Below are 19,055 nucleotides of genomic sequence, written 5' to 3' on the forward strand. Positions count from 1 at the left end.
GGGCATCGGCTCGGCCCGCGGCGAGGGTCTCGGCGAGCGCGCGGATGACCGCGTGCTTGTCGGCGCCGAGATCGGCGTCGAGCCGGACCAGCGCGGGCGTGATCAGGTCGGTGGTGGTCGGTTCGGACACGGTCACCCTCCCAGGGTGGTGGACAGGCTGCTGAGGGTGACCAGCTCCGGGCGGACCTGGGTCGGCAGCGGGATGGTGGTGCCGGGCAACCCGGCTGCCGCACTGCCGTAGGCCACGGCGAGTGCGAGTCGGTGGGACGGCGAGCGCTGCTGCAGGTCGCCGAGGAGATAGCCGAAGAGGCTGGAGTCGCCCGCGCCGACGGTGCTGACGACCGTGGTGGGCGGGGGAGCGGCGTGCCAGGCGCCGGTGCGGTCGACCAGCACGGCGCCGTGGGCGCCGAGCGTGGCCAGCACGGCGCCGACGCCGGCGTCGATGAGGGTGCCGGCGGCCTTGGCCGCGGCGGCGGGGTCGCGCTCGAGCTCCTCGGCGTCGCCGCCGGTGAAGGAGGCGAGCTCCTCGGCGTTGGGCTTCATCAGCGCCGGGGCGGCGCGGTCGAGGCCGGCGACGAGCGCGGCCAGCGGGGCGTCGCTGGTGTCGACGGCCACGTGGGCCGGGGACGCGACGAGGTCGGCGACGAGATCGGCGTACCAGGACGCCGGGGCGCCGGGCGGCAGGGAGCCGGCGAGGACGACCCATGACGCGCGGCCCGCGCGGCGGCGGACGGCGTCGGCGAGGGCGTCGAGGAGCGCGGGCGTGGCCTGCGCGCCGGGGCTGTTGAGCTTGGTGGTGGTGCCGTCGGGCTCGGTGATGGTGAGGTTCACCCGCGGCGAGGCGTCGGTGGGCACGGGGCGGCAGTCGACGCCGGCGGCGAGCAGCTCGAGCACGAAGGGGTCTTCGGCGGGCGCCGGGACGACGGCCTCCGACGGCACGCCCGCAGCCACGCAGGCCCGGGAGATGTTGACGCCCTTGCCACCGGCCTGGGAGATGACGGAGGCGACCCGGTGCACGGCGCCGCGGGTGAGCGCGGCGTCGAGGGCGACGGTGCGGTCGTGGCTGGGGTTGGCGGTGAGGGTGAGGATCATGCGGTCAGGACCTCGATCCCGGCCGCCTCCAGGGCGGCTCGCTCGGTGGTGGGCAGTCCGGAGTCGGTGACGAGGACGTCGACGGCGTCCAGCGGCGCGAAGCTGACCAGGGTGTCCTGGCCGACCTTGCTGGCATCGCAGGCGACGACGACCTGGCGGCCGGCGCCGACGAGCGCGCGCTTGGTGGCGGCCTCCTCGACGTCGGGGGTGGACAGGCCGTGCTCGGTGCTCAGGCCGTTGGTGCCGACGAAGACGACGTCGGCGCGCAGGCGGCTCAGCGCCTCGACGGTCTCCGCGCCGACGGCCGCGCCCGTGGTGGGGCGCACGCGGCCGGGCAGCAGGTGCAGGTCGACCTGGGGGAGCGCGGCCAGACGGGCCAGCAGCGGCACCGAGTGCGTGAACACGGTGAGCCGCACGTCGCGGGGCCAGGCGGCGACCAGGCGCGCGGTGGTGGAGCCGGCGTCCATGACGACGGTGGAGCCCGGCGGCGGCAGGAGGGTGAGGGCCGCATGCGCGATGCGGTCCTTCTCCTCCACGCGGGCGCCGTCACGCTCGACCAGGCCGGACTCCAGCGAGCTCAGCGCGTGCGGCGGGACCACCCCGCCGTGCACGCGGCGCACCAGCCCGAGCCGCTCCAGGGACGACAGGTCGCGGCGCACCGTCTCGGTGGTGACGTCGTAGGTGGTCGCGAGCTCGACGACCGACAGGCGGCCGCGCTCGGCGACCAGCGCTGCGATCGCCTGCTGGCGCTCCTCGGCGTACATGCTGTGGCTCCCCTCACATCTGTGTTTGTGTTGTTTTATGCCCGAACACCTTTGACTGTCAAGAGTGCGCGTGGATATCGTGTGAGCATGGTCACCAGCGCTTCCGGTCTCGCCGACCGCCTCAGCGGCACGCCCGTCGTCCCCGGGCTGGGCCTCGGCCCCGTCCTGCCCGTGCGCACCGAGATCGACCCCGGCGCGATCGCCGCCTTCGCCACGACCGCGCTGGAGGAGGAGTCCGCGCTCGCGGCCTACGACGCCGCCGTCGTCGACGTCGCCGCCGGCTACGAGGCCCGCGCCGCCGCCGGCCATGGCGCCGCCGCCGAGGTGCTCACCGCCAGCGCCGGCCTGGCCCGCGACAAGGGGCTGCGCTCCGCGGTGCGCAAGAACCTGCGCACCGGCGCCGGGCTGCTCGACGCCGTGCACGCCGCGGTCGCGCAGTTCGTCGACCTGTTCACGCAGATGGGCGGCCTCATGGCCGAGCGCGCCACCGACCTGCGCGACATCGAGCGTCGCCTCGTCGCGCGGCTGGTCGGCGTCCCCGAGCCCGGCGTCCCGACGCCGGCGCAGCCGTCGGTCCTCGTGGCCGAGGACCTCGCTCCCGCCGACACCGCCGGGCTCGACCCGCGCCTGGTCGTCGCCCTCGTCACCGAGCGCGGCGGGCCCACCAGCCACACCGCGATCATCGCCCGGCAGCTCGGCATCCCCTGTGTGGTCGGCACCGCCGGAGCGCTCGGGCTCGACGCCGGCCGCACCGTGCTCGTCGACGGCGCCGCCGGCCTGGTCGAGACCATCGGCGAGGGCGAGGCCGAGCGTGAGGCCGCCGCCGCGCGCGTCAAGGCCGACCGTCGCGAGCGGGAGGCCGTCGCCGGCTGGGCCGGCCCCGGGCGCACCGCCGACGGCACGGCCGTGAAGCTGCTCGCCAACGTCGCCGACGGCGAGTCCGCCGCGCGGGCGGCCGACGGACCCGTCGAGGGCGTGGGCCTGTTCCGCACCGAGCTGTGCTTCCTCTCCCGCGCCGACGAGCCGAGCGCCGAGGAGCAGGCCGACATCTACGCCGCGGTGCTCGAGCCGTTCGGCGAGCGCTACGTCGTCGTGCGCACCCTCGACGCCGGCTCCGACAAGCCGGTCGCCTTCGCCACGCACGAGGGCGAGGAGAACCCCGCCCTCGGCGTCCGCGGCCTGCGGCTCTCCTTCGACAACCCCGGCCTGCTCGGGCGTCAGCTCGACGGCATCGCCGAGGCCGCCCGCCGCACCGGCACCGAGGCGTGGGTGATGGCGCCGATGGTGGCCACCGTCGCCGAGGCCGCCGACTTCGCCGCCCGGGTTCGCGAGCGCGGCCTGCGGGCCGGCGTCATGGTCGAGGTGCCCTCCGCGGCGCTGCTGGCCCACCGGATGCTCGAGGTCGTCGACTTCCTCTCCATCGGCACCAACGACCTCACCCAGTACACGATGGCCGCCGACCGGATGGCCACCGACCTCGCCCACCTCACCGACCCCTGGCAGCCGGCCGTCCTGCAGCTGATCGCGATCACCGCGCACGCCGGCGTCGAGGCGGGCAAGCCGGTGGGCGTCTGCGGCGAGGCCGCCGCCGACCCGCTGCTGGCCTGCGTGCTCGTCGGCCTCGGGATCACCTCGCTCTCGATGGCCGCGGCCGCCGTGCGCCCCGTCGGCGCCCGGCTCGCCCAGGTCACCCACGCCCAGTGCGAGGAGGCCGCCGAGGCAGCCCTCGCCGCCGCCGACCCCGCCGCCGCGCGCGACGCCGTCCGGGCGATCCTCGCCGCCGCCAGCCCGATGTGACGCGGGGTTCGCCCCTCCGAGGGGCGAACCCCGCGTTGCATGCTGCGGGTCGCGTGCCCGGGGCCCGGGTCAGCCGACGGCGACGACCTCGACCGGCAGGCCGGTCAGGGCGGCGTTGCCGGAGAGCGGGTCGACGAGGGCGGGGTCGGTGAGGTCGTTCACCGACACCCCGGGGACGCCGCTGGCGTGCCGCAGGCGGGTGCCGGGGAGGCCGTGGCCGAAGCCGTGCGGCAGGGAGACGACGCCGCGCATGAGGCCGTCGTCGGCGCTCACCTCGACCTCCACCGCGCCCACGCGCGAGGTGATCCGCACGAGCCCGCCGTCGTCGAGGCCGCGCTCGGCGAGGTCGTCGGGGTGCATGAGCAGGTGGTGGCGGGCCCGGCCGCGGGTGAGCCGCTCGGTGTTGTGCATCCAGGAGTTGCAGTCGCGCAGGTGACGGCGGCCGATGAGCACGAGGCCGTCGGGCGACGCGTCCTCCAGGCTCGCGCGCAGCCGAGGCAGGTCGACGACGAGGGCCTCGGGGGTGAGGTCGATGCGCTTCGACGGCGTCTGCAGCCGCTCGGGCAGGGTCGGCCGCAGCGGGCCGAGGTCGACGCCCTCGGGGTGCTCGAGGAGCTCCTCCATCGACGTCCGCCCGCCGCCGGCGAGCAGCAGGGCGACGAGGTCGCGCGGGTCGGCGTCGAGCGTGCCGGCCATCGAGGCCGACAGCGGCGTGCCGAGCCGGTCGGCGAGCCGGTGCGCCAGGGCGGCGGCGATCTGCCAGTCGTGACGCTGGTCGTCGTCGGGCTCGAAGACCGCCGGGGTCCAGCGGGCGGTGTTGCGCACCGCGAACCCATGGAAGACCAGGTCGTAGTGGTCCCGCTCGAGCAGCGTGGTCGGCGGCAGGATGACGTCGGCGTGGCGGGTGGTCTCGTTGAGGTAGATGTCGATCGAGACCATGAAGTCGAGCCCGTCGAGGGCCTCGGCCAGCCGATCGCCCGACGGCGTCGAGAGCACCGGGTTGCCGGCCACCGTGACCATCGCCTGGATCTGACCCTCGCCTGGCGTGGTGATCTCCTCGAGCATCGTCACCGAGGGCAGCTCGCCGCCCTGCTCGGGCAGATCGCGCACCCGGCTGCGCCAGCGGCCGTGGGAGCCGGGGCCCACGACCCGCATGCCGACGGTGTCGGCCGCGGGCTCGGGGAGCATCGCCCCGCCCGGGGCGTCGGCGTGGCCCGAGAGCAGGTTGAGGCAAGCGATGGCCCACTGGCACAGGGTGCCGAAGGCGTGCGTGGAGACCCCGATGCGGCCGTAGACGACGCCCGAGGGCGCCGCGACCAGCTCGCGGGCGAGCCGGCGGATGGTCTCGGCGTCGACGCCGCAGACCGCAGCGGCGGCCTCGGGGGTGAAGGGCGCGACGAGCTCGGCGAGGCGGTCGAGGCCGTCGACGTACGCGGCGGGCCGGGCCAGGTCCTCGGCGAGCAGCACCTGGATCATCGCCACCAGCAGGGCGGCGTCGGTGCCGGGGCGCACGAAGTGGTGCTCGTCGGCGACCCTCGCGGTCTCGGTGCGGCGCGGGTCGAGGACGATCATCCGTCCGCCGCGCGCCCTCAGGTCGCGCACCCGCTGGGGGAAGTCCGGGACGGTCATCAGCGAGCCGTTGGAGGCCATCGGGTTCGCGCCGACGACGAGGAACCAGTCGGTGCGGTCGAGGTCGGGCACCGGGATGAGGAGCTGGTGGCCGTACAGCTCGCGCGCGACGACCTGATGAGGCATCTGGTCGACCGTCGAGGCGCTGAAGCGGTTGTGGGTGCGCAGCGCGCGCACCAGGCCCGGCCCGTGCGTGCTGAAGCCGAGCGAGTGTGCGTTCGGGTTGCCGAGGTAGACGCCCACGGCGTCGTCCCCCGCTCGCGCAGGGTCGCGGCGAGTCGGTCGGCGACGAGGTCGAGGGCCTCGTCCCAGTCCATCTCCTCCCAGCGGGCCTCGGCGCCGCGGCCGATGCGCCGCACCGGGCGACGCAGCCGGTCGGGGTCGGCGTGGACGTCGCCGAGCGAGACGCCCTTGGGGCAGATGTGCCCGCGCGAGAGCGGATCGTCGGGGTTGCCCCGCACGCCCGTGACGCGCTGGGCGTCGGTGTCGATGGTCAGCACGAGGCCGCAGATGGCCTCGCACAGGTTGCAGACGCCGAGGCGCTCGTGAGTGGCCACGCTCACACCGTAGTCCGCCGGGCCGGTCGGGCGCGGGCAGGCCCGAGCCGCGTTTTGGCCGCGCCCCGGACCGACCGATAGCCTGCTGCGGTTGCCGTCAGAACGGCCGCGGAGCGAGAGAGCCCCGGGGAGAAGCCCCGGAGCACCGCGCAACGAGTCGAGAGGAGCCCGCACATGTCGATCGGAACCGACGCGGAGACCAAGAAGAGGATCATCGCCGAGTACGCCACGACCGAGGGCGACACCGGCTCGCCGGAGGTGCAGATCGCGCTGCTCAGCCACCGCATCGCCCACCTCACCGAGCACCTCAAGCAGCACAAGCACGACCACCACAGCCGTCGTGGTCTGCTGCTGCTCGTCGGCCAGCGCCGTCGTCTCCTCAACTACCTGAACAAGACCGAGATCGAGCGCTACCGCTCGATCGTCGAGCGTCTCGGCCTGCGCCGCTGACCTCTCCGTCATCAGGTGCGGAGCGGCAGCCGCTCCGCGTCTTTTCCCGGGGTCCGCACTACGATGGCCCCGACCACAACTGAACAGCACATCCACCAGGAGCGACCCGCCCGTACAGGCCCGGTCCTCGGTAGTGGCCTCCAGGCCGGCATCGGCCGCGCTGTGGGCCTCGATCGAAGACCGGCCATCCAGCGTCGGACTCCATGCGCGAGCCCGCCGCCTCCCGCCGCCCGAGCGATCTCGGTCGGCGCACGTCGTCCGGGCGCGGTCCGCTCCGCGAACAGCAAGGACATCCCTTGACCGACTCCACCGAGCCCGTCATCTCCGCTGTCGAGACCGTCCTCGACAACGGGAAGTTCGGCACCCGCACCATCAAGTTCGAGACCGGCCTCCTGGCCCGCCAGGCCGCCGGCGCCGTCACGGCCTACCTCGACGACGACACGATGCTGCTCTCGGCCACCACGGCCGGCAAGCAGCCGAAGGACCACTTCGACTTCTTCCCGCTCACCATCGACGTCGAGGAGCGGATGTACGCCGCGGGCCGCATCCCCGGCTCGTTCTTCCGCTCCGAGGGTCGCCCGGGCGAGGACGCCATCCTCGCCTGCCGCCTCATCGACCGCCCGCTGCGCCCGACCTTCAAGAAGGGCCTGCGCAACGAGGTCCAGGTCGTCATCACGGTGATGGCGCTCAACCCCGACGCCCCCTACGACGTGCTCGCCATCAACGCGGCGTCCATGTCGACCCAGCTCTCCGGCCTGCCGTTCTCCGGCCCCGTCGGCGGCGTCCGCGTGGCGCTGATCGAGGGTCAGTGGGTGGCGTTCCCGACCCACAGCCAGCTCGAGAAGGCCGTCTTCGACATGGTCGTCGCCGGTCGCGTCACCGACACCGGCGACGTCGCGATCATGATGGTCGAGGCCGAGGCCACCGAGGAGACCATCGAGCTGATCCGCGGCGGCGCCACCGCGCCCACCGAGGAGGTCGTCGCCGGCGGTCTCGACGCCGCGAAGCCCTTCATCAAGCAGCTGGTCCAGGCCCAGAGCGAGCTCGCCGCCGTCGCCGCGAAGCCCGTCCAGGACTTCCCGATCTTCCTCGACTACGAGGACGACGTGTTCGCCGCCGTCGAGGCGGCCGTCAAGGCCGACCTCACCGCCGCGATGACCATCGCCGACAAGCAGGACCGCGAGGCCCGCACCGACGAGCTCAAGGCCTCGCTGCTCGAGAGCCTCGGCGCTCAGTTCGAGGGTCGCGAGAAGGAGATCGGCGCGGCGTTCCGCTCGGTCAACAAGCAGGTCGTGCGCGAGCGCGTCCTGCGCGACAAGGTGCGCATCGACGGCCGTGGCCTGGCCGACATCCGTCCGCTGCACGCCGAGGTCGACGTGATCCCGCGCGTCCACGGCTCCGCGCTGTTCGAGCGTGGTGAGACCCAGATCCTGGGCGTCACCACCCTCGACATGCTCAAGATGGAGCAGCAGATCGACACCCTGTCGCCGGAGACCCACCGGCGCTACATGCACAAGTACATCTTCCCGCCGTTCTCCACCGGCGAGACCGGTCGCGTCGGCTCGCCGAAGCGCCGCGAGGTCGGCCACGGCGCGCTCGCGCGTCGCGCCCTCCTGCCCGTGCTGCCCGACCGCGAGGAGTTCCCCTACGCGATCCGTCAGCTCTCCGAGGCCATGGGCTCCAACGGCTCCACCTCGATGGGCTCGGTCTGCGCCTCGACCCTCTCGCTGCTCCAGGCCGGCGTCCCGCTGAAGGCGCCCGTCGCCGGCATCGCGATGGGCCTGATCTCCGGTGAGATCGACGGCGAGACCCAGTACGTCGCCCTCACCGACATCCTCGGTGCCGAGGACGCCTTCGGCGACATGGACTTCAAGGTCGCCGGCACCCGCGAGTTCGTCACGGCCCTGCAGCTCGACACCAAGCTCGACGGCATCCCCGCCGAGGTCCTGGCCGCCGCGCTGACCCAGGCCCGCGACGCCCGCCTGGCGATCCTCGACGTCATGAACGAGGCCATCGAGGCCCCGGCCGAGATGTCCTCCACCGCGCCGCGGATCATCACCGTGAAGGTCCCCGTCGACAAGATCGGCGAGGTCATCGGCCCGAAGGGCAAGGTGATCAACCAGATCCAGGACGACACCGGCGCCTCGATCTCCATCGAGGACGACGGCACCGTCTACATCGGCGCCACCAACGGCGAGGCAGCCGAGGCCGCGCGCAGCGCGGTCAACGCCATCGCCAACCCGACGATGCCCGAGGTCGGCGAGCGCTACCTCGGCACCGTCGTGAAGACCACCAACTTCGGTGCCTTCGTGTCCCTGCTCCCGGGCAAGGACGGCCTGCTGCACATCACCAAGCTGCGGGCGCTCAACGACGGCAAGCGCGTGGAGTCGGTGGAGGACGTCGTCTCGGTGGGTCAGAAGATCCAGGTCGAGATCGCCGAGGTCGACGACCGCGGCAAGCTCTCCCTCGCCCCCGTGGTCGAGGGCGGCGACGACGCCGCGTCGAACGGCGACGAGGCCTGAGGCCCGTCCCCGTGCCGCATCAGCACCAGCAGACCCGCCCGGGCCTCCCGGGCGGGTCTGCCGCTTCCCGTCCCGCGTCCGCCGCTGCATCCGGGGCCGGCTCCGCCGCTGGACCCGTGGCCGGCTCCGCCGCCGTGGACCTCCAGATCACCACCGACGCCGCCGGCCAGGTGGTCTCCCGCGTGCGCCGCAGCGTCCTGCCCGGCGGCCTGCGCGTGGTCACCGAGCAGATGGCCGGCGTCCGCTCGGCCAGCATCGGGGTGTGGGTCGGCGTCGGCTCGGCCGACGAGGACTCCACGCTCCACGGCTGCTCGCACTTCCTCGAGCACCTGCTCTTCAAGGGCACCGGCGAGCGCTCGGCCCTCGACATCTCCGTCGAGCTCGACGCCGTCGGCGGGGAGTTCAACGCCTTCACCGCCAAGGAGTACACCTGCTTCCACGCGCGGGTGCTCGACGACGACCTGCCGCTCGCCGTCGACGTCCTCGGCGACATGATCACCTCCAGCACGCTGGAGCCCGACGACGTCGAGGCCGAGCGCGACGTCATCCTCGACGAGATCGCGATGCACGACGACGACCCCGACGACGTCGTCCACAACCTCTTCGCCGAGCAGGCGTGGGGGAGCACCTCCTCGCTGGGCCGCACCATCGCCGGCACCGAGGAGTCCATCGCCGCGCTGACCCGCGACCAGATCGACGCCTTCTACCGCACCCACTACCGCCCGGCGCGGATGGTGGTCGCGGTGGCCGGCAACCTCGAGCACGACGCCGTGGTGGCCCTGGTCGAGAAGGCCTTCGGTCGCGGCGACTGGCTCTCCGGCGACGAGGAGCCGCTCGTGCTGCGCGGCTCGGGCGTCCCGCTGCCGGTGCGCCCGGGCACGATGTCCTCGCTGCGGCCCTTCGAGCAGGTCAACGTCGTGCTGGGCATGGAGGGCATCACCCGCCACGACCCGCGTCGCTTCGCGCTGAGCCTGCTCACCACCGCGCTGGGCGGCGGCACGTCGAGCCGGCTGTTCCAGGAGGTCCGCGAGGTGCGCGGCCTGGCGTACTCGGTCTACTCCTTCGCCTCCCACCACGCCGACTCCGGCCTGGTGGGCGTCGCAGTGGGCTGCCTGCCGGCCAAGCTCGACGACGTCCTGGCCACGGTGCGCCGCGAGCTCGCCGCGGTCGCCGCCGACGGCATCACCGCCGAGGAGCTCCAGCGCGCCCAGGGCCAGCTCAAGGGCAGCCTGGTGCTGGGCCTGGAGGACTCCGGCTCGCGGATGTCGCGGCTGGGCAAGGCCGAGCTGGTCTACGCCGAGCTGCTGAGCATCGAGGAGGTGCTCGCGCGCATCGACGCCGTCACGCTCGAGGAGGTCTCCGCGCTCGCGGCCGAGCTCCTGGTGCGCCCGGAGGTCCTGGCGGTCGTCGGGCCCTGAGCCTGCCGGGCCGCACCGCACCGGCTCGGGCCGGGTCGGGCCGGGTCGGGCCGCCTAGCGGGTCACGAGCACGACGACGCCCGCGCAGGCGGCCGACCACAGCACGCTCACGAGCGTGCCGATGATGAACCGCTCGGCGGCGCCGGTGCGCACGGCGTCCTCGGCCGCGCGCAGCTCGGGGTAGCGGCCCAGGCCCTTGACGGCCAGGACGACGGCCAGGCCCTCGGGCCAGCCGGCCACCAGGCTGGCGAAGACGGCGAGCCGCTCGAGCCCGCCGATCCACGCGCCGCCGCGCAGCACCCGACCGGCCTCGTGGAGGCGGTCGGGCGGCTCGCGACGGTCGATCGCGGCGAAGACGAGGGTGGTCAGCGGACCGCCGCCGGCGACCGCGCAGCCGGCGGCGAGCGCGACCAGCAGGCCGGTGAGCCAGCGCGGCCCGGCGTCGACCTCGGGCGGGAGCGCGACGAGCGCCGCCGTGATCACCAGCAGACCGAGCGCGACCGGCCCGGCGAGGCGAGCCTCGCCACGGCGCCAGGCCAGCAGGCCGGCGGCCAGGCAGCCGGCGAGCGGCAGCAGGGCCAGGGCGGTCCAGGCGGTGGCGCTCACGCGGGCTCCTCAGGAGCGAGGAGGTCGGCGGCCAGCCAGCCGAGCAGCTCGCGCGCGCGGCGGTCCTCGACGATGCCGGCGGCCTGGGCGCGCTGGCTCACCGCCGACTGGCTGATGCCCAGGCGCTCGCCGATCTCGCCGTAGGCCAGGCCCTCGGCGGCGAGGTCGGCGACCTCCCAGCCACGGCTCGTGCGACGACTGAGCACGGCGGCCCACAGCCAGGCGGTGGTCTCGAGCGCGCGCACCGCGGGCGTCTCGCCGACCACTCGCAGCCGCCAGGGGCTCGACTTCGCGGCGGTGACGGCGGTGCGCGCGTGCAGGAAGGCCGGGCCGCGTCCGGCCGGCGCGTCCTGGGGCAGCGGGAGCTCGACCTCGCCGATCCCGACGCCGATGTTCCACTGCTCCGAGCGCAGCAGCAGGGCCAGGACGCCGACCAGCGCGTCGGGGGAGGCCAGCACGCCCTGCACCTCGTCGCCCGCGGTGCGGGCGAAGCGCGCGGCGACGGGCACCGCGGCGAGCGAGGTCAGCAGCGGCGGCACGAGATCGGGACCGGTGCGGCTGCCGCGTTGGTCGAGGGTGAGGACGGCGAGCACCCCTCGACGGTACAGAAGGAAATAACCTGATGCAACGCCGATGAAGGATATTCCCTTATCGGTGGCCGATGACGCCGACGCAGGCCGGCACCTTGCGCTGCACGACCTGCACGCGGAACCCGCCCGCGGCCAGCGAGGCGGAGGTGCGCTCGATCATCTGCGGGACGTCCTCGGCACGGGTGGCCTCGTAGTAGAGGAACACCTTGCCGCCGGGAAGCAGCCGCTCGTGGAGCAGGGCGATCTCGTCGGCGCAGTCGCGCACCCAGAAGAGGTTGACGTTGAAGGCGTAGACCTTCGTCAGCCGCTTCACCGGCACGCGCAGGGTCGCCAGGTCGATCTGACGCACGGTGAGCCGCCCGGCCTCGACGTACTGGGCGCAGCGTCGCTTCGTGCGGTCGACGCCGGACTCCGAGCGGTCGATAGCGAACAGCTTGCCGGTCTCGAGCCGGCTGCAGATGAGCTCTGCGCCCGCGCCCGGACCGCAGCCGATCTCGAGCACGTGGTCGTCGGGCTGGACGTCCATGAGGTCGACGGACCAGCGGATCCGCGCCGGGATCGTCTGCAGCACCATGGGCACCAGCCTGCCAGATCCACACCCGCGCGCGCCCGGCACCATCCCGGCGGGGGGTGAGATCGCCGTGAGATCGCCGTGAGATCGCCGCGGGATCCGCCTCACGGCGCTTGTAGGTTGGGGCCTCGTGAGCAGCCAGTCCGCGTCCTCGTCCTCCTCCGCCGGGCTCCGCGTCGGCGTGCTCGGCGCCCGCGGCAAGGTCGGCGCCGAGATCTGCCGGGCCGTCGAGGCCGCCGTCGACCTCGTGCTGGTGGCCGAGGTCGACGCCGGCGACGATCGCGCGGCGCTGGTCGAGGGCGGCGCGCAGGTCGTCGTCGACTTCACCCACCCCGACGTCGTCATGGACAACCTGGCGTTCTGCATCGAGCACGGCATCCACGCCGTCGTCGGCACCACCGGCTTCGACGACGACCGCCTCGCCACGCTGCGCGAGCAGCTCGCCGACGCGCCCGACACGGGCGTGCTCATCGCCCCGAACTTCTCCATCGGCGCGATCCTCATGATGCGCTTCGCCGCGCAGGCGGCCGCGTTCTACGAGTCCGTCGAGATCGTCGAGCTGCACCACCCCACGAAGGCCGACGCCCCGTCGGGCACCGCGCGCCGCACCGCCGAGCTGATCGCCGCGGCCCGCCGCGAGGCCGGCGCAGCGCCGATGCCCGACGCCACCAGCACCGCGCTCGACGGGGCCCGCGGCGCGGTCGTCGACGGCGTGCCGGTGCACGCCCTGCGCATCCGCGGCCTCGTGGCCCACCAGGAGGTCGTCCTCGGCGGCCCGGGGGAGACCCTCACCATCCGTCACGACTCCCTCGACCGCGCCTCCTTCGCTCCCGGCGTGCTCGTCGGCGTGCGCGGCATCGGCGCGCACCCCGGCCTCACCGTCGGGCTGGAGCACCTGCTCGACCTCGACTGACGCCCGCTGCGGCGCGGCCGGCCGCGGTTCCCGCGATCCGCTGCAGATTCCTGCGGTGCACGAACCTGCGCTTCGTCCGCCGTTCCGCCGCCGTCCTCGCGGCCCCAGTCTCCTCCCACCGGCGTCATCGGGACGTCGCGGAAGGAGACCCCCATGAGGATCGGCATCGGCCTCGCGGCCGCCGCCCTGCTCGGCGCCAGCGCACTCGCGACCGGCCTGTCGACGGCCCAGGCCGTCCCCCCCGGCCCCGACGCCCGCGCCGGCCGTGACGCCGCCCGCGTCCAGGCCCGCGAGGTCCAGGGCGACGACGCCGTCGCCCGGCTCTCGGCCCGCGCCATCACCGCGCTCTCGGCCCACCCGGCCGCCCGCGTCGCCACCGGCCAGGCGCTGCGCGCCGAGGGTCGGGCCCTGCGCGACGCGGACGGCACCACGCACGTCCGCCTGGCCCGCACCTACCGCGGCCTGCCGGTCCTCGGCGGCGACGTCGTCGTCCACCAGGCCCCCGACGGCACCTACCGCGGCGCCAGCCAGACCCTGCGCAGCGCGCTCGCGCTGTCGGTCTCCCCGCGGGTCGGCGCGACCACGGCCCGCACCCGCACCCTCGCCCCGGCCCGCGCCACCGCCGACCTGCGCGGCCGCACGGTCACAGGCTCGCCGCGCCTGGTCGTCGACGCGGTCGGTCACGCGCCCCGCCTGGCCTGGCAGGTCGTCACGGGCGGCCGCGCCGCCGACGGCACGCCCAGCCGGCTCTCCACCTACGTCGACGCCCGCACGGGGACGGTCCTGCGCCGCGAGGAGGCCATCCAGACCGCCGACGGCAGCGGCCAGTCGCTCTACAGCGGCACCGTCCCGCTGCAGGTCACGCCCGCCAACGGCGCCTTCCAGCTCAAGGACGCCACCCGCGGCGGCACGTACACCACCGACATGAACGGCGGCACCGACTCCCAGCTGTGCGGCGTGCTCGGGGTGGGCTGCAAGACCGGCACGATCTTCACCAGACCGACGACGTCCTTCGGCTCGGGCACCACCGCGAACCGCGCCTCGGCCGGCGTCGACGCCCAGTACGGCACCAACGAGACCTGGGACTACTACACCCAGGTCCACGGCCGTGCCGGCATCTTCGGCGACGGGCGCGGCTCCTACAACCGCGTCCACTACGGCTCGGGCTACGTCAACGCCTTCTGGGACGGCTCGAAGATGACCTACGGCGACGGTGACGGCACCTCCTACGGTCCGCTGGTCTCCCTCGACGTCGCGGGCCACGAGATGTCGCACGGCGTCACCGAGAACACCGCCGGCCTGACCTACAGCGGCGAGTCCGGCGGCCTCAACGAGGCCACCTCGGACATCTTCGGCACGATGGTCGAGTTCTTTGCCGCGAACGCCGCCGACCCCGGCGACTACCTCATCGGCGAGGAGTTCGACCTCGCCAAGCACAGCGGGTTCCGTCGCATGGACGACCCCATCAGCGACGGCAAGTCGCCGAACTGCTGGTCGGCGAACACCAAGAACCTCGACGTGCACTACTCCTCGGGCGTGGGCAACCACTTCTTCTACCTGCTCGCGGAGGGCTCGGGCGCCAAGACCATCAACGGCGTCGCGCACAGCTCCACGACCTGCAACGGCTCCACCGTCGCCGGCATCGGCCGCGACGCCGCCCAGCGCATCTGGTTCCGGGCGCTCACGGTCTACATGACCTCGGGCACCACCTACAGCGGCGCTCGCACCGCCACGCTGTCGGCCGCGAAGGACCTCTACGGCGCGGGCAGCGTCCAGGAGTCCGCGGTGGGCGCCGCCTGGAGCGCGGTCTCCGTCTCCTGACGACGCGTCTGCTGCGCGTCCTGGCTCAGGCCAGGGCGCGCAGCACGGCCGCGGTGGCCGCGGCGCCGGCCACGACGACGAGGAACGGCGCCCGCACCACCAGCAGCACCACGGCGGCGGCCAGGCCCGCCACGCGCGCGTCGAGCGCGAGCCGCGTGCCGTCGGCCAGCGTCTGCACGGCCACCAGCGCCGCGAGCAGCGCCACCGGCACCAGGGCGGCCACCCGGGCGACGACCGGGCGCTCGAGCACCCGCGTCGGCACGGCCAGCCCGAGCGCCTTGAGCGCCAGGCAGCCGACGCCGGCCACGACGATGGCGGTCCACGTCGGGCTCACGACGCCTCCTGCTCGCCCGGCGCGCCGAGCCGCGGGTGCAGCCCGGCCAGCAGCGCCAGGCCGCCCGCGGCGAGCACCGGCACCCCGGCCGGGGTCGCCGGAACGAGCGCCAGCGCCAGGGCGGCCGCGGCGAGCGCCAGCAGCCGCAGGCCGCCGTCGGAGAGGCGCGGCCACAGCAGTGCGAGGAAGGCCGCGCCGACGGCGGCGTCGAGCCCCAGGTCGCGCGGGTCGCCGAGGGCGCTGCCCGCCAACGCCCCGGCCAGCGTCGTCAGGTTCCACAGCAGGAACACCGAGCCGCCGGTCACGAGGAACGCCAGGCGGGCCAGGGGAGCGGTCGGCTGGCCCACGGCCATCGCCGTCGACTCGTCGATCACCAGGTGCGCGGCCAGCAGGCGTCGCGGCCCGCGCCAGGGGAGAAGAGCGGCCAGACGCAGCCCGTAGAGCGTGTTGCGGGTGCCGAGCAGCAGCGCGGTGCCGGCCGCGGCCGGTGCGGCACCACCTCCGGCGAGCACGCCGACGAGCGCGAACTGCGAGGCGCCGGTGAACATGAGCAGCGAGAGCACGCAGGCCTGGGCGGTCGAGAGGCCCGAGGCCACCGCGACGGCGCCGAAGGAGAGGCCGTAGAGCCCGGTCGCGACGCCCACCCCCAGCGAGTCGACGACGCTCGCCCGCCGCGCCCGCTCCGGCGCGGCGCTCATCCCACGGCCGTGTGCAGGCGCACCTGGCGCACCCGCACCGCGCCGGTGCCGTCGAGGTCGAGCTCGCGGTGGGCGCCGTCGGTGGCCCAGCCGGCGGAGGTGAGCAGGGTGCGCAGGGCGTCGTCGTCGCTGAGCACCCAGGTGACGACGCGGGTGAAGCGGTCGGCCGCGACGGTGTCGACGGCCGCCTGCAGGAGCCGGGTGCCGTGTCCGCGGCGACGCTCGTCGGTGGCGACGGTGAGCTCGTGCAGCTCGGCGTCGTGCCCGGGGTCGGCGTCGGGGTCGGTGGCCGGCGAGGTCAGCACGGAGCCGACCACCCGGGCGCGGTCCAGCGCGACGAGCACCCGCTGCCGCGCCTCCGCCGGACGGGTCAGCAGCCCGCGCCAGGCCTGCGTCGCGGCGGCCAGCGCCTCCTCGCCCTGCGGCAGCGCCTCGGCCGGCAGCAGGTGGCCGTAGCGCTCGGGCCAGGTGCGCAGCTGCAGCGCGGCGAGCGCCGGCGCGTCGTCGGCCCAGGCGATCCGCACGGAGTGGTCGGCGGGCCGGTCGGCGGGACGGGCGTCGGGGGAGGAGCCGCTCATGGCCCCATCCTGCCGCCCCGTCGCCGCGACCCTGCGCAGGGGTGATCCTGGCGGTGGGAGCGGCGCGGCGGCCCGGACTAGGGTCGATCCATGGAGATCCGCAACCTGGGTAGGAGTGGTCTGAAGATCTCGGCCATCTCCTACGGCAACTGGCTCACCCACGGCTCGCAGGTCGAGGAGGACGCCGCGCTCGCGTGCGTGCGTCAGGCCCTCGACGAGGGCATCACCACCTTCGACACCGCCGACGTCTACGCCAACACCGCCGCCGAGACCGTCCTCGGCAAGGCCCTCAAGGGCGAGCGGCGCGAGGGCCTGGAGATCTTCACCAAGGTCTACTGGCCCACCGGCCCTGGCGCCCACAACGACCACGGCCTCTCGCGCAAGCACATCTCGGAGTCGATCGACGCCTCGCTGCGGCGTCTCGGCACCGACCACGTCGACCTCTACCAGGCGCACCGCTACGACGACGAGACGCCGCTGGAGGAGACGATGGAGGCCTTCGCCGACGTCGTCCGCGCCGGCAAGGCGCTCTACATCGGCGTCTCGGAGTGGCGCGCCGAGCAGATCCGCGAGGCCCACGCGCTGGCCCGCGAGCTGCGCATCCCGCTGGTGTCGAACCAGCCGCAGTACAACATGCTGTGGCGCGTCATCGAGGCCGAGGTCGTCCCGACCTCCGAGGAGCTGGGCCTGGGCCAGATCGTCTGGTCGCCCATCGCCCAGGGCGTGCTCACCGGCAAGTACAAGCCCGGTCAGCCGCACCCGGCCGGCTCGCGCGCCACCGACGACAAGGGCGGCGACCAGATGATCAGCCGCTGGCTGAAGGACGACGTCCTCGAGCGCGTCCAGCAGCTCGCGCCGCTGGCCGACGAGGCAGGCCTCAGCCTGGCCCAGCTGGCCGTCGCCTGGGTGCTGCAGAACCCGAACGTCTCCTCGGCGATCATCGGCGCCTCGCGGCCCGAGCAGGTCACCGAGAACGTCAAGGCCGCGGGCGTGCGCCTCGACGCCGACCTGCTGGCCAAGATCGACGAGATCGTCGAGCCGGTCGTCACCCGCGACCCCGCTCTGACCACCTCGCCGCGGCGCGCGGACCTGATGGGCCGCTGACCCGCTCCGCCCACCGAGCACGCGGGCCCTCGTGGCGTCCGCGGGTCAGCGGTAGGTGTCGGGGAGCTCCTGGCCGATGCGGACCTGGCTCTTGGGAAGCCGCATGAACCGCATCTGGGTGGCTCGGACGACGGCGTAGTAGGTGGTGCCCTTGAGGGGCTCCTCGGGGAAGCGGCGGCGCAGCTCGCGGCGCAGGCGGAACCGCAGCACGACGAGGTCGACGATCACGAGCAGGAACACGCCGAGGATCACGGTGTTCGCCACCTGGGCCGGGCGGGTGCCGCCGGCGCCGAGCAGGAACGGCAGCGAGACCAGCACGAGGATGAAGATGACCTCCGCGATGCGCAGGCGGGAGTCGACGTAGTCGCGGATGAACCGTCGCACCGGGCCCTGGTCGCGCGGCGGCAGGTAGCGCTCGTCGCCGGTGCGCATGGCGTCGCGCATCTTGCGGCTGCTCTCCGAGCGCGAGAGGCGCTGGGCCGCGGCCTGCTCCTTGCGGGTGCGCGGGGTCTTGGCCCGGGCCCGCGCCGCCGCCTCGGCCTCCTTGCGCGTGGGCGTGGGGCGTCCCTTGCCGCCCGGCTTCGCGGGGGTGGGCTCGGGGGTCGGGGTCGACTTGCTTCGGCGCACGCGGGGCTCTCGGGGTGCTCGCAGGGGATCGCCGGGCCCGAGGGCCCGGCCGTTCGGACGCCGCCAGCCTACCGAGCAGGCCGGGTGCGGGCCGGGTGCGGGCCGGGCATGGGCCGGGTGCGGGCCTGGCATGGGGATGCGGCGGCGTTGACCGACTGCCTAAGGTGGGCGCATGAGCCTGTGGAAGCGCATGAGCCTGGTCGTCAAGTCGAAGGCGAGCAAGGCGCTCGACCGTGCCGAGGACCCCCGCGAGACCCTCGACTACAGCTACCAGAAGCAGCTCGAGCTGCTCACCAAGGTGCGCCGCGGCGTCGCCGACGTCGCCACCAGCCGCAAGCGCATCGAGCTCCAGGCCACCCAGCTCCAGCAGCAGTCCGACAAGCTGCAGAAGCAGGCCGAGCAGGCCATCTCGATGGGTCGCGAGGACCTCGCCCGTGAGGCGCTGACCCGCAAGTCCGGCCTCACCGCGCAGATCGGCGACCTCCAGGCCCAGCTCGCGCAGCTGCAGGCCGAGGAGGAGAAGCTCGTCCGCACCCAGCAGCAGCTGCAGACCAAGATCGAGTCCTTCCGCACTCGCAAGGAGACGATCAAGGCCACCTACACCGCCGCCGAGGCCCAGACCAAGGTCAACGAGGCGCTCTCCGGCATCGGCGACGAGCTCGGCGACGTCGGCGCCGCCATCACCCGGGCCGAGGACAAGACCGCGCAGATGCAGGCCCGCGCGGGCGCCATCGACGAGCTCATCGCCAGCGGCGCGCTCGACGACGTCTCGGCCACCAACCGCGGCGACGACATCGCCCGCGAGCTCGAGGCGATGAGCAGCCAGGCCGACGTCGAGGCCGAGCTGGCCCGGCTCAAGGGCGGCGCGCCCGCCCCCGACGCCCTCGAGGCCCCCGCCGCCTCCGCGGAGCCGGTGCTCGACGCCGAGCAGGCCAAGGACCCCGGCCAGGCCTGAGCCTCCCGACGACGCAGACGACGACGCTG

The 19,055-nt window shown here is 74.2% G+C and carries 18 protein-coding genes and 1 pseudogene; 8 read left to right on the forward strand and 11 right to left on the reverse strand.

Annotated features, from left to right (window positions below; all coding sequences use genetic code 11):
* Positions 1-132: 132 nt before the first annotated feature.
* Together ACZDWJ_RS05995 and ACZDWJ_RS06000 are read right to left on the reverse strand one after the other, a co-directional pair.
* Positions 133-1,092, reverse strand: a complete 960-nt coding sequence (locus ACZDWJ_RS05995) for a 1-phosphofructokinase family hexose kinase (RefSeq protein WP_463520021.1) — start codon at positions 1,090-1,092, stop codon at positions 133-135.
* A complete protein-coding gene (locus ACZDWJ_RS06000; RefSeq protein WP_463520022.1) occupies positions 1,089-1,856 on the reverse strand; it encodes a DeoR/GlpR family DNA-binding transcription regulator in 768 nt (255 codons plus the stop codon). The genes ACZDWJ_RS05995 and ACZDWJ_RS06000 overlap by 4 nt, the downstream gene beginning before the upstream one ends.
* Positions 1,857-1,943: 87 nt before the next feature.
* On the opposite strand from ACZDWJ_RS06000, the gene ptsP reads away from it, so the two are divergent.
* The gene (gene ptsP / locus ACZDWJ_RS06005; RefSeq protein ID WP_463520023.1) at positions 1,944-3,653 is read left to right on the forward strand and encodes a phosphoenolpyruvate--protein phosphotransferase; all 1,710 of its coding nucleotides are present in this window, start codon (positions 1,944-1,946) and stop codon (positions 3,651-3,653) included.
* A gap of 69 nt (positions 3,654-3,722) precedes the next feature.
* On the opposite strand, the gene ACZDWJ_RS06010 is transcribed toward ptsP, so the two are convergent.
* Both ACZDWJ_RS06010 and ACZDWJ_RS06015 read right to left on the reverse strand, forming a co-directional pair.
* Complete coding sequence (locus ACZDWJ_RS06010; RefSeq protein WP_463520024.1) at positions 3,723-5,525, reverse strand: molybdopterin-dependent oxidoreductase; 1,803 nt, start codon at positions 5,523-5,525, stop codon at positions 3,723-3,725.
* A gap of 212 nt (positions 5,526-5,737) precedes the next feature.
* Positions 5,738-6,133: pseudogene (locus tag ACZDWJ_RS06015) on the reverse strand (hypothetical protein); the annotation flags it as partial.
* Between ACZDWJ_RS06015 and rpsO the strand changes: the two are divergent.
* The 3 genes from rpsO (at position 6,014) to ACZDWJ_RS06030 (ending at position 10,229) form a co-directional block, all read left to right on the forward strand.
* On the forward strand, positions 6,014-6,289 hold the full coding sequence (gene rpsO, locus ACZDWJ_RS06020; RefSeq protein WP_463520025.1) for a 30S ribosomal protein S15: 276 nt from the start codon (positions 6,014-6,016) through the stop codon (positions 6,287-6,289). The pseudogene ACZDWJ_RS06015 and the gene rpsO overlap by 120 nt on opposite strands.
* A gap of 296 nt (positions 6,290-6,585) precedes the next feature.
* The gene (locus tag ACZDWJ_RS06025; RefSeq protein WP_463520026.1) at positions 6,586-8,811 is read left to right on the forward strand and encodes a polyribonucleotide nucleotidyltransferase; all 2,226 of its coding nucleotides are present in this window, start codon (positions 6,586-6,588) and stop codon (positions 8,809-8,811) included.
* Positions 8,812-8,927: 116 nt separating this feature from the next.
* Positions 8,928-10,229, forward strand: a complete 1,302-nt coding sequence (locus tag ACZDWJ_RS06030) for a M16 family metallopeptidase (RefSeq protein WP_463520027.1) — start codon at positions 8,928-8,930, stop codon at positions 10,227-10,229.
* A 54-nt stretch (positions 10,230-10,283) separates the two neighbouring features.
* Here ACZDWJ_RS06030 and ACZDWJ_RS06035 read toward each other — a convergent pair whose 3' ends face one another.
* The 3 genes from ACZDWJ_RS06035 to ACZDWJ_RS06045 are packed head-to-tail and all read right to left on the reverse strand — an operon-like array spanning position 10,284 to position 11,999.
* Positions 10,284-10,835 carry a hypothetical protein gene (locus ACZDWJ_RS06035; RefSeq protein ID WP_463520028.1) on the reverse strand — a complete coding sequence of 184 codons (552 nt, stop codon included), beginning with the start codon at positions 10,833-10,835 and terminating at the stop codon, positions 10,284-10,286.
* A complete protein-coding gene (locus ACZDWJ_RS06040) occupies positions 10,832-11,428 on the reverse strand; it encodes a transposase (RefSeq protein ID WP_463520029.1) in 597 nt (198 codons plus the stop codon). The genes ACZDWJ_RS06035 and ACZDWJ_RS06040 overlap by 4 nt, the downstream gene beginning before the upstream one ends.
* Before the next feature lie 55 nt (positions 11,429-11,483).
* Complete coding sequence (locus tag ACZDWJ_RS06045; RefSeq protein WP_463520030.1) at positions 11,484-11,999, reverse strand: class I SAM-dependent methyltransferase; 516 nt, start codon at positions 11,997-11,999, stop codon at positions 11,484-11,486.
* 127 nt (positions 12,000-12,126) lie between these two features.
* Between ACZDWJ_RS06045 and dapB the strand changes: the two genes are divergently transcribed.
* Together dapB and ACZDWJ_RS06055 are read left to right on the forward strand one after the other, a co-directional pair.
* Entirely contained in the window at positions 12,127-12,909 is a 783-nt protein-coding gene (gene dapB, locus ACZDWJ_RS06050) for a 4-hydroxy-tetrahydrodipicolinate reductase (RefSeq protein WP_463520031.1), read from the forward strand.
* Positions 12,910-13,062: 153 nt separating this feature from the next.
* A complete protein-coding gene (locus tag ACZDWJ_RS06055; protein WP_463520032.1) occupies positions 13,063-14,730 on the forward strand; it encodes a M4 family metallopeptidase in 1,668 nt (555 codons plus the stop codon).
* A 25-nt stretch (positions 14,731-14,755) separates the two neighbouring features.
* Here the strand turns inward: ACZDWJ_RS06055 and ACZDWJ_RS06060 are convergent, their stop codons facing one another.
* From ACZDWJ_RS06060 to ACZDWJ_RS06070, 3 genes are read right to left on the reverse strand one after another with little or no spacing between them, the layout of a single operon-like run.
* Complete coding sequence (locus ACZDWJ_RS06060; protein ID WP_463520033.1) at positions 14,756-15,064, reverse strand: AzlD domain-containing protein; 309 nt, start codon at positions 15,062-15,064, stop codon at positions 14,756-14,758.
* Positions 15,061-15,762 (reverse strand): AzlC family ABC transporter permease, encoded by a 702-nt coding sequence (locus tag ACZDWJ_RS06065; RefSeq protein WP_463520034.1) that lies wholly within the window; start codon positions 15,760-15,762, stop codon positions 15,061-15,063. Before ACZDWJ_RS06065 ends, ACZDWJ_RS06060 begins: the two co-directional genes overlap by 4 nt.
* Complete coding sequence (locus tag ACZDWJ_RS06070; RefSeq protein ID WP_463520035.1) at positions 15,759-16,340, reverse strand: GNAT family N-acetyltransferase; 582 nt, start codon at positions 16,338-16,340, stop codon at positions 15,759-15,761. Before ACZDWJ_RS06070 ends, ACZDWJ_RS06065 begins: the two co-directional genes overlap by 4 nt.
* Before the next feature lie 90 nt (positions 16,341-16,430).
* Here ACZDWJ_RS06070 and ACZDWJ_RS06075 point away from each other — a divergent pair, with 90 nt between their 5' ends.
* Positions 16,431-17,444, forward strand: coding sequence for an aldo/keto reductase family protein (locus ACZDWJ_RS06075; RefSeq protein WP_463520036.1), 1,014 nt, complete (start codon positions 16,431-16,433; stop codon positions 17,442-17,444).
* Positions 17,445-17,489: 45 nt separating this feature from the next.
* Here the strand turns inward: ACZDWJ_RS06075 and ACZDWJ_RS06080 are convergent, their stop codons facing one another.
* Positions 17,490-18,071, reverse strand: a complete 582-nt coding sequence (locus ACZDWJ_RS06080) for a DUF3043 domain-containing protein (protein ID WP_463520037.1) — start codon at positions 18,069-18,071, stop codon at positions 17,490-17,492.
* A gap of 172 nt (positions 18,072-18,243) precedes the next feature.
* On the opposite strand from ACZDWJ_RS06080, the gene ACZDWJ_RS06085 reads away from it, so the two are divergent.
* Positions 18,244-19,026 (forward strand): PspA/IM30 family protein, encoded by a 783-nt coding sequence (locus tag ACZDWJ_RS06085; protein WP_463520038.1) that lies wholly within the window; start codon positions 18,244-18,246, stop codon positions 19,024-19,026.
* Positions 19,027-19,055 lie beyond the last annotated feature (29 nt).

The sequence above is a fragment of the Nocardioides sp. B129/18 genome (genome assembly GCF_055282735.1).

What these genes read in the sequence shown, in the direction of transcription:
- ACZDWJ_RS05995 (WP_463520021.1), bottom strand. Translation starts at nt 1,092, where the DNA reads ATGATCCTCACCCTCACCGCCAACCCCAGCCACGACCGCACCGTCGCC.
- ACZDWJ_RS06000 (WP_463520022.1), bottom strand. Translation starts at nt 1,856, where the DNA reads ATGTACGCCGAGGAGCGCCAGCAGGCGATCGCAGCGCTGGTCGCCGAG.
- ptsP (WP_463520023.1), top strand. Translation starts at nt 1,944, where the DNA reads ATGGTCACCAGCGCTTCCGGTCTCGCCGACCGCCTCAGCGGCACGCCC.
- rpsO (WP_463520025.1), top strand. Translation starts at nt 6,014, where the DNA reads ATGTCGATCGGAACCGACGCGGAGACCAAGAAGAGGATCATCGCCGAG.
- ACZDWJ_RS06045 (WP_463520030.1), bottom strand. Translation starts at nt 11,999, where the DNA reads ATGGTGCTGCAGACGATCCCGGCGCGGATCCGCTGGTCCGTCGACCTC.
- ACZDWJ_RS06055 (WP_463520032.1), top strand. Translation starts at nt 13,063, where the DNA reads ATGAGGATCGGCATCGGCCTCGCGGCCGCCGCCCTGCTCGGCGCCAGC.
- ACZDWJ_RS06065 (WP_463520034.1), bottom strand. Translation starts at nt 15,762, where the DNA reads ATGAGCGCCGCGCCGGAGCGGGCGCGGCGGGCGAGCGTCGTCGACTCG.
- ACZDWJ_RS06070 (WP_463520035.1), bottom strand. Translation starts at nt 16,340, where the DNA reads ATGAGCGGCTCCTCCCCCGACGCCCGTCCCGCCGACCGGCCCGCCGAC.
- ACZDWJ_RS06075 (WP_463520036.1), top strand. Translation starts at nt 16,431, where the DNA reads ATGGAGATCCGCAACCTGGGTAGGAGTGGTCTGAAGATCTCGGCCATC.
- ACZDWJ_RS06085 (WP_463520038.1), top strand. Translation starts at nt 18,244, where the DNA reads ATGAGCCTGTGGAAGCGCATGAGCCTGGTCGTCAAGTCGAAGGCGAGC.